The organism is Salipiger sp. (assembly GCF_059781815.1).
This window is the reverse complement of sequence record NZ_JBYNAH010000056.1, coordinates 1-15397: the sequence shown is the minus strand read 5'-3', so window position 1 is coordinate 15397 and position 15397 is coordinate 1. Positions and strand designations below refer to the sequence as shown.

Annotated in this window: 13 protein-coding genes; 2 read left to right on the top strand and 11 right to left on the bottom strand. The window is 67.9% G+C overall.

Features of this window, described 5'->3' with window-relative positions; genetic code table 11:
• From AC6RA4_RS08750 to AC6RA4_RS08740, 3 genes are all read right to left on the bottom strand, one after another.
• The coding region (locus AC6RA4_RS08750; protein ID WP_500159423.1) for a penicillin-binding protein 1A at positions 1-2239 on the bottom strand (2239 nt) is incomplete at its 3' end.
• A gap of 104 nt (positions 2240-2343) precedes the next feature.
• The gene (locus tag AC6RA4_RS08745; protein WP_500159421.1) at positions 2344-3546 is read right to left on the bottom strand and encodes an N-acetylmuramoyl-L-alanine amidase; all 1203 of its coding nucleotides are present in this window, start codon (positions 3544-3546) and stop codon (positions 2344-2346) included.
• Positions 3547-3677: 131 nt separating this feature from the next.
• Positions 3678-4823: a pyridoxal phosphate-dependent aminotransferase gene (locus AC6RA4_RS08740; protein WP_500159419.1), complete on the bottom strand. Its 1146-nt coding sequence runs from the start codon at positions 4821-4823 to the stop codon at positions 3678-3680.
• Between the two features lie 56 nt (positions 4824-4879).
• On the opposite strand from AC6RA4_RS08740, the gene AC6RA4_RS08735 reads away from it, so the two are divergent.
• A complete protein-coding gene (locus AC6RA4_RS08735) occupies positions 4880-6220 on the top strand; it encodes a M48 family metalloprotease (RefSeq protein ID WP_500159417.1) in 1341 nt (446 codons plus the stop codon).
• Between the two features lie 54 nt (positions 6221-6274).
• Positions 6275-7048, top strand: coding sequence for a DsbA family protein (locus AC6RA4_RS08730; protein ID WP_500159415.1), 774 nt, complete (start codon positions 6275-6277; stop codon positions 7046-7048).
• A gap of 164 nt (positions 7049-7212) precedes the next feature.
• Here AC6RA4_RS08730 and tdh read toward each other — a convergent pair whose 3' ends face one another.
• From tdh to AC6RA4_RS08690, 8 genes are all read right to left on the bottom strand, one after another.
• Complete coding sequence (gene tdh / locus AC6RA4_RS08725) at positions 7213-8250, bottom strand: L-threonine 3-dehydrogenase (RefSeq protein ID WP_500159413.1); 1038 nt, start codon at positions 8248-8250, stop codon at positions 7213-7215.
• Entirely contained in the window at positions 8247-9434 is a 1188-nt protein-coding gene (locus AC6RA4_RS08720) for a glycine C-acetyltransferase (protein WP_500159411.1), read from the bottom strand. Before AC6RA4_RS08720 ends, tdh begins: the two co-directional genes overlap by 4 nt.
• 114 nt (positions 9435-9548) lie before the next feature.
• On the bottom strand, positions 9549-10118 hold the full coding sequence (locus AC6RA4_RS08715; RefSeq protein WP_500159409.1) for a helix-turn-helix domain-containing protein: 570 nt from the start codon (positions 10116-10118) through the stop codon (positions 9549-9551).
• Between the two features lie 51 nt (positions 10119-10169).
• Positions 10170-11837 (bottom strand): ribonuclease J, encoded by a 1668-nt coding sequence (locus tag AC6RA4_RS08710; RefSeq protein WP_500159407.1) that lies wholly within the window; start codon positions 11835-11837, stop codon positions 10170-10172.
• Positions 11834-12613 carry a type III pantothenate kinase gene (locus tag AC6RA4_RS08705; RefSeq protein ID WP_500159405.1) on the bottom strand — a complete coding sequence of 260 codons (780 nt, stop codon included), beginning with the start codon at positions 12611-12613 and terminating at the stop codon, positions 11834-11836. Before AC6RA4_RS08705 ends, AC6RA4_RS08710 begins: the two co-directional genes overlap by 4 nt.
• 14 nt (positions 12614-12627) lie before the next feature.
• Positions 12628-13374: a biotin--[acetyl-CoA-carboxylase] ligase gene (locus AC6RA4_RS08700; RefSeq protein ID WP_500159404.1), complete on the bottom strand. Its 747-nt coding sequence runs from the start codon at positions 13372-13374 to the stop codon at positions 12628-12630.
• 126 nt (positions 13375-13500) lie between these two features.
• Positions 13501-14943, bottom strand: a complete 1443-nt coding sequence (nuoN, locus tag AC6RA4_RS08695; RefSeq protein WP_500159402.1) for an NADH-quinone oxidoreductase subunit NuoN — start codon at positions 14941-14943, stop codon at positions 13501-13503.
• An 11-nt stretch (positions 14944-14954) separates the two neighbouring features.
• Positions 14955-15397 (bottom strand): proton-conducting transporter transmembrane domain-containing protein (locus AC6RA4_RS08690; protein WP_500159400.1); only part of this gene is annotated, 443 nt, incomplete at its 5' end.

The window sequence follows — 15397 nt, the reverse complement described above, 5'->3', positions numbered from 1 at the left end:
CTTTTTTCGCCCCCGCGTCGGTCTTCCCGCGCGGCACCACGGGGCCGCACCTCGCGGCGCCCTCGGCGCCACGGCCCAGCGGGCTGGGATTGTCATAACCGATATAGCAGCCCGCCACGATGTTCGAGGTGAAGCCGATGAACCACACGTCCTTGGCGTCGTTGGTGGTGCCGGTCTTGCCGGCGGTGGGCACGCCCAGATCGACCACGTTCGACGCGGTGCCGCGCTGCACAACGCCCTGCATCATCGAGGTCAGCTGGTAGGCGGTGACCGCGTCCATGATGCGCTCGCGGTTGTTGCGGATCGTCGGCCCAACGCCCGGCGGCAGGCTGTCCTCGGCGCAATCGACGCAGACCCGCTCGTTGCCCTTGGCGCTCTCGTGGTTGTAGATCGTGCGACCGTAGCGATCCTGCACCCGGTCGACCAGCGTCGGCTCGACGCGCTCGCCGCCATTGGCGAACATCGCGTAGGCCGAGATCATCTTGTAGAGCGTGGTCTCGTCGGCGCCGAGCGCGTTCGACAGGAAGCGGCCCATGTGGTCATAGACGCCGAATTTCTCGGCGTAGCGCGCAACCGTGTCCATGCCGATCTCCTGCGCGAGACGGATGGTCATCAGGTTCCGCGACTGTTCGATGCCGGTGCGCAGCGGCGTCGGGCCGTAATAGGTGTTGGACGAGTTCTTCGGCCGCCACACGCCCTGCGGCGTGTCGATCTCGATCGGCGCGTCGATCACGATGGTCGAGGGCGCATAGCCCGAGTCGAGCGCCGAGGCGTAGACGAAGGGCTTGAAGGACGAGCCCGGCTGGCGCTGCGCCTGGGTGGCGCGGTTGAACACCGAATCCTGATAGGAGAAGCCGCCCTGCATGGCGATCACCCGGCCGGTGTGCACGTCCATCGCCATGAAGGCGCCCTGCACCCGCGGCACCTGCCGCAGGGTCCAGCGGATGAAACTGCCGTCATTGTCGGTGACCATCTCGCGCACATGCACCACGTCGCCGCGCTCGAAATTGTCGCGGAAGCTGCCGCGCACCCAAGAAATATCTTCGCGCGGGACCGAGTTGCCGCGGGCGTCGTCGCTGGCCACGCCCTCGATGCCGAGCCGCATCGCGCTGTCGCCGACCTCGAGCACCACCGCCGGGCGCCACTCGGTCTCGAGCGTGATGTCGCGCGCCACCGAGGTGTTGGCCAGTGCCTCGCGCCAGGCCTCTTCCGTGCCGAGCTGGTCCTCGGGGATGGTCTTGCCGGTGCCGCGCCAGCGGCCCAGGCTGCGGTCGTAGTTCTCGAGCGAGATACGCAGCGATTCCGCCGCCTTGGTCTGCATCTCGGGATCGAGCGTGGCGCGCACGCTGAAGCCGCCCGAGAAGAACTCGCCCTCGCCGAAATCGCGGGACAGCTGGCGGCGGATCTCGTCGGTGAAGTAGTCGCGCGGCGGCAGCGAGCGCTGGTAGGGCTCGAAATCGCCGTTCTGCACCGAGCGCAGCGGCTGTGCGCGCTCGTGCTCATAGACCTCGTCCGAGAGATAGCCGTTGTCGTGCATCTCGCGCAGCACGTAGTCACGGCGCTGCAGCAACCGCTCCTTGTTGCGCACCGGGTGATAATCCGACGGCGCCTTCGGCATCGAGGCGAGGAAGGCCGCCTCGTGCGGCTCGAGCTCCGAGAGCGTCTTGTTGAAATAGGTCTGGGCGGCGGCCGTGACGCCGTAGGAGTTCTGGCCGAGGAAGATCTCGTTGAGATAGAGTTCGAGGATCTTCTCCTTGCTGAGCGCCTGCTCGACGCGGCTGGCGAGGATGATCTCCTTGATCTTGCGCTCGGCGCGGCGGTCGCCCGAGAGCAGGAAGTTCTTCATCACCTGCTGGGTGATTGTCGAGGCGCCGCGCACGTCGCGGCCGCGAGACTTCACCGCGTCGACCACCGCGGCGGCGATGCCGCGCGGGTCATAGCCCTGGTGGGTGTAGAAGTTCTTGTCCTCGGCCGAGATGAACGCCTCTTTCACCAGGTCGGGGATCTGGTCCGCCGGGGTGAACAGGCGACGCTCCTGGGCGAATTCGTCGATGATCCGGCCTTCCTGGCTGTAGATCCGGCTGATCGTCGGCGGGGTATATTGCGCCAGGCTCTCGTGGCTGGGCAGGTCGCGTCCATACATCCAGAACACCGCGCCCACGGTGAGCGCGAACATCATGATCCCCAGCGTGATGATGCTGAAGATGCCGCCGAAGAAGGAGAGTATGAACCGAGTCACTGAGGGCCGCCTCTGAAGATTGCCGTGTCCTTATACCCTGCGCGGCGCGCGGTCAAAACACACGGGCACGTGACGGCACGGGTTTGCCGTCACCGACGTGGCGTCTATTGCCGCCGCAGCCGCGCCAGAGCCGCGTCCTCCAGCGCCCAGGCCTCGATGCCGTCGCGGATGCCCGCCGCCATGCCGGCACGCCAGAATTCGTCCTGCAGGTTGCTGAGATCCTTCGCGGTCGACAGGAATCCCACCTCGATCAGCACCGAGGGAATGTCGGCGGCCTTCAGAACCGAGAAGCCCGCGCGGCGCAGCGGCCGCTTGTGCACCGTGCCCACGGCGTTGCGGATGCGGTCGATCAGATGTTTCGCGAGCGCCGCGCTGCGCGGGGCATTGTCGAGCCGCGCGAGATCAAGCAGCACGTCCGCAACCCGGTCGTCGGCCCCCGAGAGGTCGAGCCCGGCGAGGATGTCGTCGCGATCGTGGCGCTCGGCCAGCGCCGCCGAGGCCGCGTCCGAGGCATCTTCGGAGAGCGTGTAAACCGTGGCGCCGTGGGCGATGCCCTCTTCGATGGCGTCGGCATGGAGAGAGATGAAGAGGTCGGCGCCCGCCTGATGGGCCAGCGCCACCCGCCCCTCGAGCGAGACGAAGACATCGGCGTCGCGCGTCATCTCGACGGCATAACCGGCGCGGCGCAGCACGTCGCGCAGCTCGCGCGCGAAGGTGAGCATCAGATTGGCCTCGCTATGGCCGTCGCGCTGCGCTCCGGGGTCGATGCCGCCGTGGCCGGGATCGAGCATGATGCGCAGCGGCGCAGAGGGGTCGCGCGGCGGCGCGGCGCTGGCGCGCGGCTCGGGCAGATCCCAGCGCGGATCGCGCGGAGCGCCCGACGCGGCGGCCATCTCCTCGCGCGTGGCGGGCGTGAGGCGCAGCGTCAGCTCAGCGGCGCCGGTGGTCTCGGTGACGCGCATGCCGGCCTGCCCGATCACTATCGGCTCGGAGAGCTCTGCCACCAGCCGCGACCAGCCCGAGCGGATGCGCCCGACGCGCAGCGCCTCGACACGCTCGGAGCGGCCCAGGGCGGCGGGATCCGCGCCCTGCCAGTCGACCTCGCGGAAATCCACCACCAGCCGGGCCGGATCGGTGAGGGTGAAGGCGCGCCACGGCACGCCCTGGCTCAGCCCGAGCGTGAGCTCGGTGCCGCCGCGCCGGTCCTCGAGCGCGCCGCGTTCGAACAACGCCCGCCCGCCAAGGTCCTGCGCCGCCGCGACGGAGCCCAGAAAGAGCGCCGCCAGAAGAAGGAAGATCCTGCTCATCCGCCATCGATCTTGTTGTTTTGCGCCACGCTAGCACGCCCGCGCCGGATTCGCAGCCCGCGCGAGAGCGGTAAGAATTTTCGTCCGAAAATTCTTACCGCCCAAGATTTTTAGGACTAAAAATCTTGGGCTTACCCGCGTTCCTTCATGAACCGCGCAAGCCGCGTCAGCCCCTCTTCGATATCCGCCGTGCTGCGCGCATAGGAAAACCGCAGCGTGCCATGGCCGCGCTTGGGATCGAAATCGAGCCCCGGCGTCACCGCCACCCCCGCCTTGTCGAGGATCTCGGCGGCAAAAGCGCGGCTGTCACCGGTAAGGTGGCTGACATCGGCATAGACGTAAAAGGCCCCATCGGGCGGCGCGATGCGGTCGAAGCCGGCCTTGGGCAGCCCCTTGAGCATCAGCTCGCGGTTCTTCGCATAGACCGCGAGGTTCTCCTGCAGCTCGTCGCCGCAATCCATCGCCGCAAGCGCCGCGACCTGCGCCGCGTGCGGCGGACAAATGAACAGGTTCTGCGCCAGCCGCTCGACCTGCCGCACCATGCGCTCAGGCAGCACCAGCCAGCCCACCCGCCAGCCGGTCATCGAGAAGTACTTCGAGAACGAGTTGATCACGCAGACATCGTCCGACAGCTCGAGCGCGGTCACCGCGCGCTTGTCATACTCGATGCCGTGATAGATCTCGTCCGAGAGGAACGCCGCGCCGTTGGCCTGACAGGTCTCGATCATCGCGCCAAGCTCGGCGCGGTCGAGCATCGTGCCCGTGGGGTTCGCCGGCGAGGCCATCATCAGCCCCTGGTAGTCGACGCCCGCGAGATCCCCGGGCACCAGCTGGTAGCCGTTCTCGGGCTTGGCGGGCACCTCCACCGGCACCAGATCGAGCGCCTTGAGGATCTGGCGGTAGGACGGGTAGCCCGGCATTCCCAGCGCCACCCGGTCGCCGGCGTCGAACATCGCGGTGAAGGCCAGGATGAAGCCCCCTGAAGAGCCCGGCGTGACCACCACCCGGGCGGGATCGAGATCGACGTTGTACCACTCGCCGTAAAGCCGCGCGATGCGCTGGCGCAGCGCCGGCAGGCCGAGCGCCACGGTATAGCCCAGCGGGTCGGTCTTCATGGTTTCGGCCAGCACCGCGCGGGCATGGGCCGGCGCGGGCGACGAGGGCTGGCCCACCTCCATGTGAATGATGTGGCGCCCGGCCTCTTCGGCGGCGCGCGCCGCTTCCATGACATCCATCACGATGAAGGGATCGACCGCGCCCCGGCTTGAGTTTCGCATCCTGCTCTCCCATGGTGGCTCGGACCTGGGAGTATTGACGAAGGAGGGGAGGGTCAATGTCCGCCGCTGCCGCACGACCGTTTGCCGCGCTGCTGCTCGTGGCCACGCTGCTCTTGGCCGCCCTGCCCGCCCGCGCCGTCACCCTGCTGCGCGACGCCGATATCGAGCACGCGCTGGCGATGGTCGCCGCCCCGGTTCTGCGCGGCGCGGGGCTGAGCCCGTCGCAGGTGCAGGTGATGATGGTGAAGGACGACAGCCTCAACGCCTTTGTCGTCGATACAAAGACCATCTACATCAATTCCGGGCTGATCATGAAGCTCGAGACCCCGGCGCAGCTGCAGGCGGTGATCGCGCACGAGGCGGCGCATATCACCAATGGCCATATCACCCGCCGGCTCGGCAACATGCGCAACGCCCGCACCGCGACGCTGCTCGGCATGGCGCTGGCCGCCGCCGCCGGGGCCAGCACCGGCAGCGGCGATGCCGCCGCTGCGATCATGCTGGGCACCTCCGCCTCGGCGATGAACAATTTCATGTCGCACACCCGCGCCGAGGAAAGCGCCGCCGACATCAGCTCGGTGCGGACCATGGTCAATGCCGGGCTCGACCCGCGCGGCGCCGTCGAGGTGCAGGAGCTGTTCCGCGGCCAGGAGCTGCTGTCCGCACCGCGTCAGGACCCGTACATCCAGACCCACCCGCTCACCCGCGACCGTCTGCGCGCACTGCAGGGGCTGGTGGCCGCCTCGCCCGGTCAGGGCGCCGCCGCCGATCCCGGAACCGCCTACTGGTTCGCCCGCGCCCGCGCCAAGCTCGCCGCCTTCCTGCGCGCCCCGAGCTGGACCCTGCGGCGGCTCGACCGGCTGCCGAGCAAGGATATCGCGCTGATGGCCGAGGCGGCGGCACAGCACCGCCAGTCGGATCTCAAGCGCGCTCTGCGCGCCATAGACGGCGCCATCGCGCTGCGCCCGAACGATCCCTTCCTGCGCGACCTGAAGGGGCAGATCCTGCTCGAGAGCCGTCAGGCCGGCCCCGCCATCCAGGTCTATGGCCAGGCCCGCCAGCTCGCGCCGCGCAATGCCCAGATCCTCGGCGGTCTCGGGCGGGCACAGCTTGCCGCCGGGCAGTACAGCGCCGCGTTGCGCACGCTCGAGGAGGCGCGCGACCGCGACTGGCGCGATGCCCGCGTGCTGCGCGACCTCGCGGTGGCCTATGCCAAGACCGGCAACACCGGCATGGCCTCCGAGGCCACGGCGCAGCGCTATGCGCTTCAGGGCCGGCTGCACGATGCCGGCATCCACGCCAAGCGCGCGCTTGGGCTGCTGCCCCGCGGCTCGGCCCCCTATCGCCGCGCGCAGGACGTGGCCGATGCCGCCGCCCGCGCTCAAAAGAAACGCTGACACCGGACACCGCGACCGATACAGGTCCCTCAACGAACAATCACAGGAGCTGCCATGCTGACCCGACTGACCCGCCCCGCCGCCGCGCTGACCCTTGCCGCCGGTCTCGCCGCCGCGCTGCCGGCGACGGCGCAGGACTTCGACTTCTCGACCATGACCCCCGAACAGCGCGAGGCCTTCGGCGCGCAGGTGCGCGAGTACCTGCTCGAGAACCCGCAGGTCATCATGGAGGCGGTGAACGCGCTCGAAAGCCGTCAGGCCGAGCAGCAGGCGGTGGCCGACCAGCAGATCGTGGCCGACAATGCCGACGCGCTGTTCCGCGACGGCTATTCCTATGTCGGTGGCAATCCCGATGGCGACATCACCATCGTCGAGTTCTCGGACTACCGTTGCGGCTATTGCCGCCGCGCCTTCCCCGAGGTCGAGGAGCTGATCTCGAGCGACGGCAACATCCGCTTCATCATGAAGGAGTTCCCGATCCTCGGGGAGGCCTCGGTCACCTCCTCGCGCTTCGCCATCGCGACGCTGATGGAGGCGGGCGACGAGGCCTACAAATCGGTGCATGACGCGCTGATCACCCTCGAGGGCGAGCCGACCGAGCCGGTGCTGCGCCGTCTCGCCGACACGCTGGGGCTCGACGCCGAGGCGATCATCGCGCGGATGTCGGACGAGGAAGTCACCCGCCGCATCCAGGAGACCCGGGAACTGGCGACGCGGCTGCAGATCAACGGCACGCCGAGCTTCGTCTTCGGCGACCAGATGCTTCGCGGCTACGTGCCGCTCGACGGCATGCGCCAGCTCGTCGATCAGATCCGCTCGGAAGGCTGAGCGATGGCGCGCGCCGGTCGGCTCCGGCGCGCGCCTCACAGATCGGAAGCCGCGCTGTGATGGGGCTTCGACGGCCGCCGCTTTGACGATTGGTCGCGGAACCGGCCGCTGACGCGAACCGTCGCGTCTCTGGCTTCGGACCTGTCATGGCCACGCGTCGGCAGTCAGCGCCAGTCCAGCACCACCTTGCCGGAGAGCCCGCTGCGCATGATCTCGAACCCCTCGCGGAAATCCTTTGCCGCGAAGCGGTGAGTGATCACCCGGCGCACGTCGAGCCCGTTTTCCAGCATCGCGATCATCTTGTACCAGGTCTCGAAGATTTCGCGGCCATAGATGCCCTTGAGCGTGATCGCCTTGAACACGATGCGCGACCAGTCGACCGGGCTCTTGCCCGGCGGGATGCCCAAGAGCGCAATGCGCCCGCCCATCACCAGGCTCTCGACCATCTGGTCGAGCGCCGCCTGGTTGCCCGACATCTCGAGCCCGACGTCGAAGCCCTGCTTCATCTTCAGCCGCGCCGCCACGTCGCGCAGATCCTCCTGCGCCACGTTGACCGGCACCACGTCCGTCACCTGCGCCGCAAGCTCCAGCCGCGCCGGGTTCACGTCGGTGATCACCACGTGCCGCGCGCCCACATGCCGCGCCACCGCCGCCGCCATGATGCCGATGGGGCCGGCGCCGGTGATCAGCACGTCCTCGCCCACCAGATCATAGCTCAGCGCCGTGTGGACCGCGTTGCCCAGCGGGTCGAGGATCGCGCCGATCTCGTCATCGACGGCGTCCGGCAGCGGCACCACGTTGAAGGCCGGAAGGCGCAAATACTCGGCGAAGGCGCCCTGCTCGTTGACGCCGATGCCGCGGGTCTCGGGATCGAGATGGAAGCGCCCGGCGCGGCTCTGACGGCTCTGACGCCCGATCAGATGCCCCTCGCCCGAACAGCGCTGGCCGATCTCGAGCCCGCTCACGTCGCGGCCCAGCTCGACGATCTCGCCGGCGAATTCGTGGCCGGTGATTAGCGGCACCGGCACGGTGCGCTGCGCCCATTCGTCCCAGTTCCAGATATGGATGTCTGTGCCGCAGATGCCGGTCTTGTTGATCCGGATCAGCACATCCTCGGGGCCGATCTCGGGCACCGGCGCCTCGACCTGCCAGAGGCCCGGCTCGGGCTTGGATTTCTCCAATGCGATCATCTGGTTGGTCATGTCAGAACCCCTGTGTCACGCCCCGCCTGCGCGAAGGCCGCCAGCGCCTCGTCGAGATCCGCGCGGGTGAGCGCGGCGTTCATCTGGGTGCGGATGCGGGCGCGGCCTTTGGGCACCACGGGAAAGAAAAAGCCCGAGACGTAGACGCCAAGCTCGTAGAGCCGCTGCGCCATCGCCTGCGCCTTGCGCGCATCATAGAGCATCACCGGAATGATCGGGTGCTCGCCCTCCAGCAGGTCGAAGCCCGCCTCGGTCAGCCCCTCACGCCAGTACCGGGCATTGTCGAAGAGCTGCGCGCGCAGGTCGTCGCCCTGCTCGACCAGATCGAGCGCGGTGAGCCCCGCGGCCACCACCGCCGGCGGCAGGGCGTTGGAGAACAGGTAGGGCCGCGCACGCTGGCGCAGCAGGTCGATCACCGGCTGAGGCCCGGCGATATAACCGCCAAGCGCGCCGCCAAGCGCCTTGCCGAGCGTGCCGGTCAGCAGATCGGCGCTGACCCCGCAATGGGCCGGCGTGCCCTGCCCCTTGGGCCCCATGAAGCCGGTGGCGTGGCAGTCATCGACCATCAGCAGCGCGTCATAGCGATCGGCCAGCGCGCGGATCTCGGGCAACTTGGCGAGATAGCCATCCATCGAGAACACGCCGTCGGTGGCGATCATGATGTGCCGCGCGCCATCCGCCCGCGCCGCTTTCAGCTGCGCCTCGAGATCCGCCGTGTCGGAATTGGCGTAGCGGTAGCGCTTGGCCTTGCAGAGCCGGATGCCGTCGATGATCGAGGCGTGGTTGAGCGCGTCCGAGATCACCGCGTCTTCCGGGCCGAGCAGCGGCTCGAACAGCGCGCCGTTGGCGTCGAAGCAGGCGGCGAAGAGGATGCTGTCATCGGTGCCGAGGAAGGCGGCGAGTCGCTGCTCAAGCTCCCGGTGCAGATCCTGCGTGCCGCAGATGAAGCGCACCGAGGCCATGCCGTAACCGTGATCGCGCATCGCCGAGGTCGCCGCCTCGACCAGCGCCGGGTGATCGGCGAGCCCGAGATAGTTGTTGGCGCAGAGATTGATCAGCTCGCGCCCGTCGACCCCCACGCGCGTGCCCTGCGGCGAGGTGATCAGCCGCTCGGTCTTCATCAGGCCCTCGGCCTCGATCCCCGCGAGCGTGTCGCGCATGTGGCTGAGAAAAGCATCGGACATAGAGGCGCTCCTTCCGTTGGATTGCGCCCCTCTTCCGTCATTGCGGATTTCAGGTCAATATAAAAGATACGTTATCGCGGAAATATGTCCGCTATCACGCCTATCATCGCGCCGTCACGGCGTCTCCACGATCAGGAAGCAGCGGGCGCCCTGCTCGCCTGCGCGGATCGCATGCGCGACATCGGCAGCGTAGCGCGCCGTGTCGCCCGGCGCGAGCGTATCCTGCGCCTCGCCCGAAACCACGCTGAGCCCGCCCTCGAGCACGGTCAGATGCTCGCGCGCGCCCTGCCCGTGCGGCTCGCTCTCGAGCGCGCCGCCGGGATCGAAGCGGATGTCGTAGATCTCGTGAATGCCGACCTTCTCGGGCTCCGAGAGGATGGTGATGTGGCAGCCCTGGCCGTGGCCGGTGATGGTCGGCGCCTGCGCGGCGCGGATCACCTCGATGCTGCGCTCGGGCTGGCCGAGCTCCAGCAGCCCGGCGAAATCCACCTGCAGCGCGCGGGTGAGGTTCCACAGCGTCGCCACGGTGGGATTGCTCTCGCCGCGCTCGATCTGGCTCACCATCGAGCGGCTGACGCCCGAGAGCTTGGCCACCGCGTCGAGCGACAGGCCACGGGCCTGCCGCGCCTCTTTCAGGCGTCCGGGAATGCGGCCGAGCACCGCCTCTGCATCATGATCCGTCATGACGGACGGGATGACGCAAGGCGGCGCGGTCGTCAACGGTGTCGCGCCGCCTCAGGAGAGGCGGCTGACCACGATGGTGACTTCCGGCTTCTTGCCGATCTCGTTCTGGGCGCTGTTGCGCACGATGCGGCGCATGCCCTCCTCGATCTTGTCGTCATCGGTGAGGGTCTTCTCGCCGGCGCGGCCGAGGAACTGGCTCAGATCCTCCTCCAGAACATCGACCAGCGGCGCATTGCTGCGGCCGATCTCGGGCAGGCCCTTGAGCTCGCACCACGGCTCGCCCAGCGGCTCGTCATCCTCGTCGAGGATCACGGTGACGATGACATGGCCGTTCAGCGCCATGCGGATGCGGTCGCGCACGATGCCGTCGAGCGCGCCGATCTGCACCGAGCCGTCGAGATAGGTGCGACCGGCCTCGATCCACTCGGCCACGGTCGGCTCGTTGCCGCTGAGGTCCATCATCATGCCGTTGACCGCCAGCACCCCGGTGCGGCCCTTCGACTGCGCAAGCTTGACATGCTCGCGCAGGTGGCGGTGCTCACCATGCATCGGGATGACGATCTGGGGCGCCACGATCTCGTGCAGCCGCGCGAGGTCCGGCCCGTTGGCATGGCCCGAGACGTGATACTTGCCGGCGCTGTCATCGACCACGTCGACGCCCTTTTCCGACAGGTTGTTCATGATCCGGATCACGTCTTTCTCGTTGCCCGGGATGGTCTTGGAGGAGAACAGGAAGAGATCGCCCTCCTTCAGCTCGATGCCGTTGTACTTGCCGCGCGAGAGCTGCGCGCTGGCGGCCCGGCGCTCGCCCTGGCTGCCGGTCACGATCAGGATGACGTTCTCGCGCGGGATCTGCACCGCGTCCTCCGGCCCAATCACCTTGGGGAAATCGGTGAGCACGCCGGTCTCGATCGCGGCCTCGATCATCCGCCGCATGGCGCGGCCCAGAAGGCAGATCGAGCGGCCCGCCTTGGAGCCCGCCTCGGCCAGCGTCTTCACCCGCGCCACGTTGGAGGCGAAGGTGGTGGCGACGACCATGTTGGGCGCGCTCGCGACCAGTTCCTCGATATTGGGGCCGACCTCGCTCTCCGAGCGGCCCGGGTTGGGCGAGAACACGTTGGTCGAGTCGCAGACCAGCGCCTTGACGCCGCCCGAGGAGACCTCGGCCCAGAGCTCGGGATCGAAGGCCTCGCCCACCACCGGGCTCGGGTCGAGCTTGAAGTCGCCGGAGTGGATCAGCCGCCCCGCCGGCGTGTCGATGACCAGCGCCGAGCTCTCCGGGATCGAGTGCGAGATCGGCAGGAAGCCGACCTTGAAGGGCCCCACCTCGACGGTCTCGGGCCATTTCGAGCAGGTCTGCACCGTGTCTTCGGAATAGCCGTACTCGGCCAGCTTCTGCCGCGCGAGGTTGGCGGTGAAGGCGCGGGCGTGGATCTTGACGCCGAGCCGCTCGAAGCAATGGCCCACGGCGCCGATATGGTCCTCGTGAGCGTGGGTGATGAACACCGCCTCGATGCGGTCGCGGTTCTGCTCCAGCCAGGAGATGTCGGCGAAGATGATGTCGACGCCGGGGCTGCTGTCCATGTCGGGGAAGGCGACGCCCAGGTCGACGACGATCAGCCGCTCATTGCCCGGTTCGCCATATCCGTAGACATAGCAGTTCATGCCGATCTCGCCGGCGCCCCCGAGGGGGAGATAGATGATACGCTCGTTACTCATGCAGTTTCCTGCCTTTTGTTGTAGCTGTGTATGACGGTCAGACCATGCATGGTGAGTTCATCCACCCACTCGTCGAACAGGTCCTCGGATTGCTGGAAAAGAGGCGCCAGCCCGCCTGTTGAGATGACCCGCATCGGCCGGTCGCGTTCGGCCTTGATGCGGTCGCAAATTTCACGGACGAGACCGACATAGCCCCAGAACACGCCGGATTGCATGCAGGCCACGGTATTCGTCCCGACCACGCGCTGCGGCTTGGTGATGTCCACATGCGGCAATGCGGCGGCGGCCTGGTGCAGCGCCTCGAGGCTGAGGTTCACGCCCGGCGCGATCACGCCGCCCACGTAGGCCCCGTCGCGCGCCACCACGTCGAAGGTGGTGGCGGTGCCGAAATCGACCACGATCAGGTCGCCACCGTAAAGATCGTATCCCGCCACCGTGTTTACAAGCCGGTCCGGCCCCACGGCGGTGCCGGCATCGACGCGCACGTCGACGGGCAGCAGGCAGTCGGGCTTGCCGACCACGTAAGGCCGCGTGTTGAAATAGCGATCCGCCAGGACGCGCAGGTTGAACACCACCCGCGGCACCGTCGAGGAGATGATCATGTCGGTGATGTCGGCCTCGATGCCCTGGAATTCCATCAGGGTCGAGAGCCAGACGTAATACTGGTCGGCGGTGCGCTGATGCTCGGTCGAGGTCCGCCAGGTGGCAAGGAAGCGCTCGCCGTCCCAGATCGAGAAGACCGTGTTGGTGTTGCCGCAGTCGATGGCCAGAAGCATCCGGGCCTCCTCCCTCAGAAAAACACGTCCGCCGCGGCGATCGCCTGCCGCCCGGCGCTGGTCTTCAACACCAGATTGCCGGCAGGGTCCACGGTCTCGAAGGTGCCGGTGATCTCGGCGGTGCCGGTGCGCGCGGTGATCACCTCGCCGAGCCGTGCGGCGCGGGCCAGCCAGGCCTCGCGCAGCGGTGCAAACCCATAGGTCACGAAGCGCGCCTCGTGCTCGGCATAGGAACCGGCGAGCAGCTCGAGAAACGCCTCCGGCTCCACATGCACGCCGGTCTCCGACAAGAGCGAGACCGGGCGCAGCGCGCCGGGCTCGACCTCCTCCGCCCCGGGGGCGGCCACGAGGTTGACCCCGATGCCGATGGCCAGATGCGCCACGCCGCGGCGCTGGCCGAGGCTCTCGAGCAGGATGCCCGCGACCTTGCCGCCGTTCAGCAAAACATCGTTGGGCCATTTCAGCGCCAGCCCATCCACCCGGCCGGTGGCGGCGGCAAAGGCGTCGAACAGCGCCAGCGAGGCGACAAAGCTGCGCAATGCCACCACCTGCGGCGCCTCGCGCGGCATGGTCAGCAGCGTCGCCGCGAAATTGCCCTCGGGGTTGGCCCAGGCCCGGCCCCGCCGCCCGCGCGCCGCGGTCTGGCGCAGCGCGCAAATCCATTCCGGCCCCGCCAGCGTCCCCGCGAGCCGCGCCGCTTCCGCGTTGGTGCTGTCGATCTCCGCCAGCACGCGCTTGCCATATCCCGCGGGCCAACTCACGCCCGCGCCCTCTTGCGTTTCTTCTGGCTCAAAATATCCCCGCCGGAGGCAAATCCGCCGCAGGCGGCACCAAAAAAGCGACGCGCCAATGGCGCGTCACCGTTTGCAGACATCTGGGGGGTCAGCTCAGTTGACAAGCGTTGCCGCCGCCGCCGCCGCGGCGCCCTCGACGCCGAAGAGGTTCACCACCCCGGCCACCATCAGGAAGGCCGAGACCATCAGGAAGCCCCAGAGCACCGGCGAGCCGCCGGTATCGAGCGCGTCCTCGCGCTCTTCGCCGAAATACATGAAATAGACGATGCGCAGGTAGTAGAAGGCGCTGATCACCGAAGCGATCACGCCGGCCACCGCGAGCCATGCCAGCCCGCCGCCATAGGCCGCCTGCAGCACGTAGAACTTGCCAAAGAAGCCAACCAGCGGCGGCACGCCCGCGAGGCTGAAGAGCAGCACCAGCATCGCCAGCGCCTTGCCCGGCTCGCGCTTGGAGTACATCCCCAGCGCGCCGATGTCGGTCACCGGCTGGCCGTCGCGGCTCATCGACAGGATGAAGGCGAAGGTGCCGACATTCATCGTCACGTAGATCGCCATGTAGACCAGCATCGCCTGCACGCCGAACTCGGTGCCCGCCGCGAGGCCCATGAGCGCAAAGCCCATATGGGTGATCGAGGAATAGGCCATCAGGCGCTTGATGTTGCGCTGGCCGATGGCGGCGATGCCGCCGAGGAACATCGACAAGAGCGACAGCAGCGCCACGACCTGGCTCCAGTCGGCGATGGCGCCGCCGAAGGCGTCGAACAGCAGCCGGGCGAAGAGACCCATCGCGGCGACCTTCGGCGCGGTGGCGAAGAACGCGGTGACCGGGGTTGGCGAACCTTCGTAGACGTCGGGCGTCCACATGTGGAACGGCACCGCCGAGACCTTGAAGGCAAGGCCCGACACCATCAGCACGAGGCCGATGAGCAGCCCGATCGACACATGCCCCTCGGTGGCGGCGGCGATCACGCCCGAGAACAGCGTGGTGCCGGCAAAGCCGTAGACCAGCGAGGCGCCGTAGAGCAGCAGGCCCGAGCTCAGCGCGCCGAGCACGAAGTATTTCAGGCCGGCCTCGGTCGAGCGCTCGCTGTCGCGGCGCAGCGAGGCCACAACGTAGAGCGCCAGCGATTGCAGCTCGAGCCCCATGTAGAGCGTCATCAGGTCGCCGGCGGAGACCATGACCATCATGCCCACGACCGAGAGCAGCACCAGCACCGGGTACTCGAAGCGCAGCAGCCCGTGGCGCGACATGTAGCCCTCGGACATCAGCAGCACCGCCGCCGCCGAGAGCAGGATCGCCACCTTGGCAAAGCGCGAGAAGGCATCGTCGATGAACATGCCCCAGAACGCCGTCTGGTCCTGCCCGCCGGTGGTGCCGATCCAGAGCGCCATGACCAGCATCACCGCGGCGCTGGCCCAGACCAGCACCGGGGCGAGCTTGTCCTTGCCGGTGTAGACCGCGCCGATCAGCGCCAGCATGGCAAAGACCGCCAGAACGATCTCCGGGAGGATGATGTTGAGATCAGCCGAGATCATGCCCCGCCCCCTTAGTGGTTCGCTTCGGCCACGGTCGGTCCGCCGAGATCGGCGGCCGCGACGGCCGTGTCATAATTGCCCACGAGCGCCTCGACCGAGGGCCCGATGATGTCCAGCGCCGCCGCCGGGTAGACCCCGAGCCAGAGCGTCATGACCACCAGCGGCGCGAAGATCCACTTCTCGCGCGCGGTCATGTCCTGGATGGTGCGCAGGCTCTCCTTGATCAGGTCGCCCAGCACCACGCGGCGGTAGAGCCAGAGCGCGTAGGCGGCCGAGAAGATCACCCCGGTGGCGGCCACGGCGGCCACCCAGGTGTTGACCTGGAAGATCCCCATCAGCGTCAGGAATTCGCCGACGAAGCCCGAGGTGCCCGGCAGGCCGACATTGGCCATGGTGAAGAGCATGAAGATCAGCGCGTAGGCCGGCATCCGGTTCACGAGGCCGCCATAGGCGT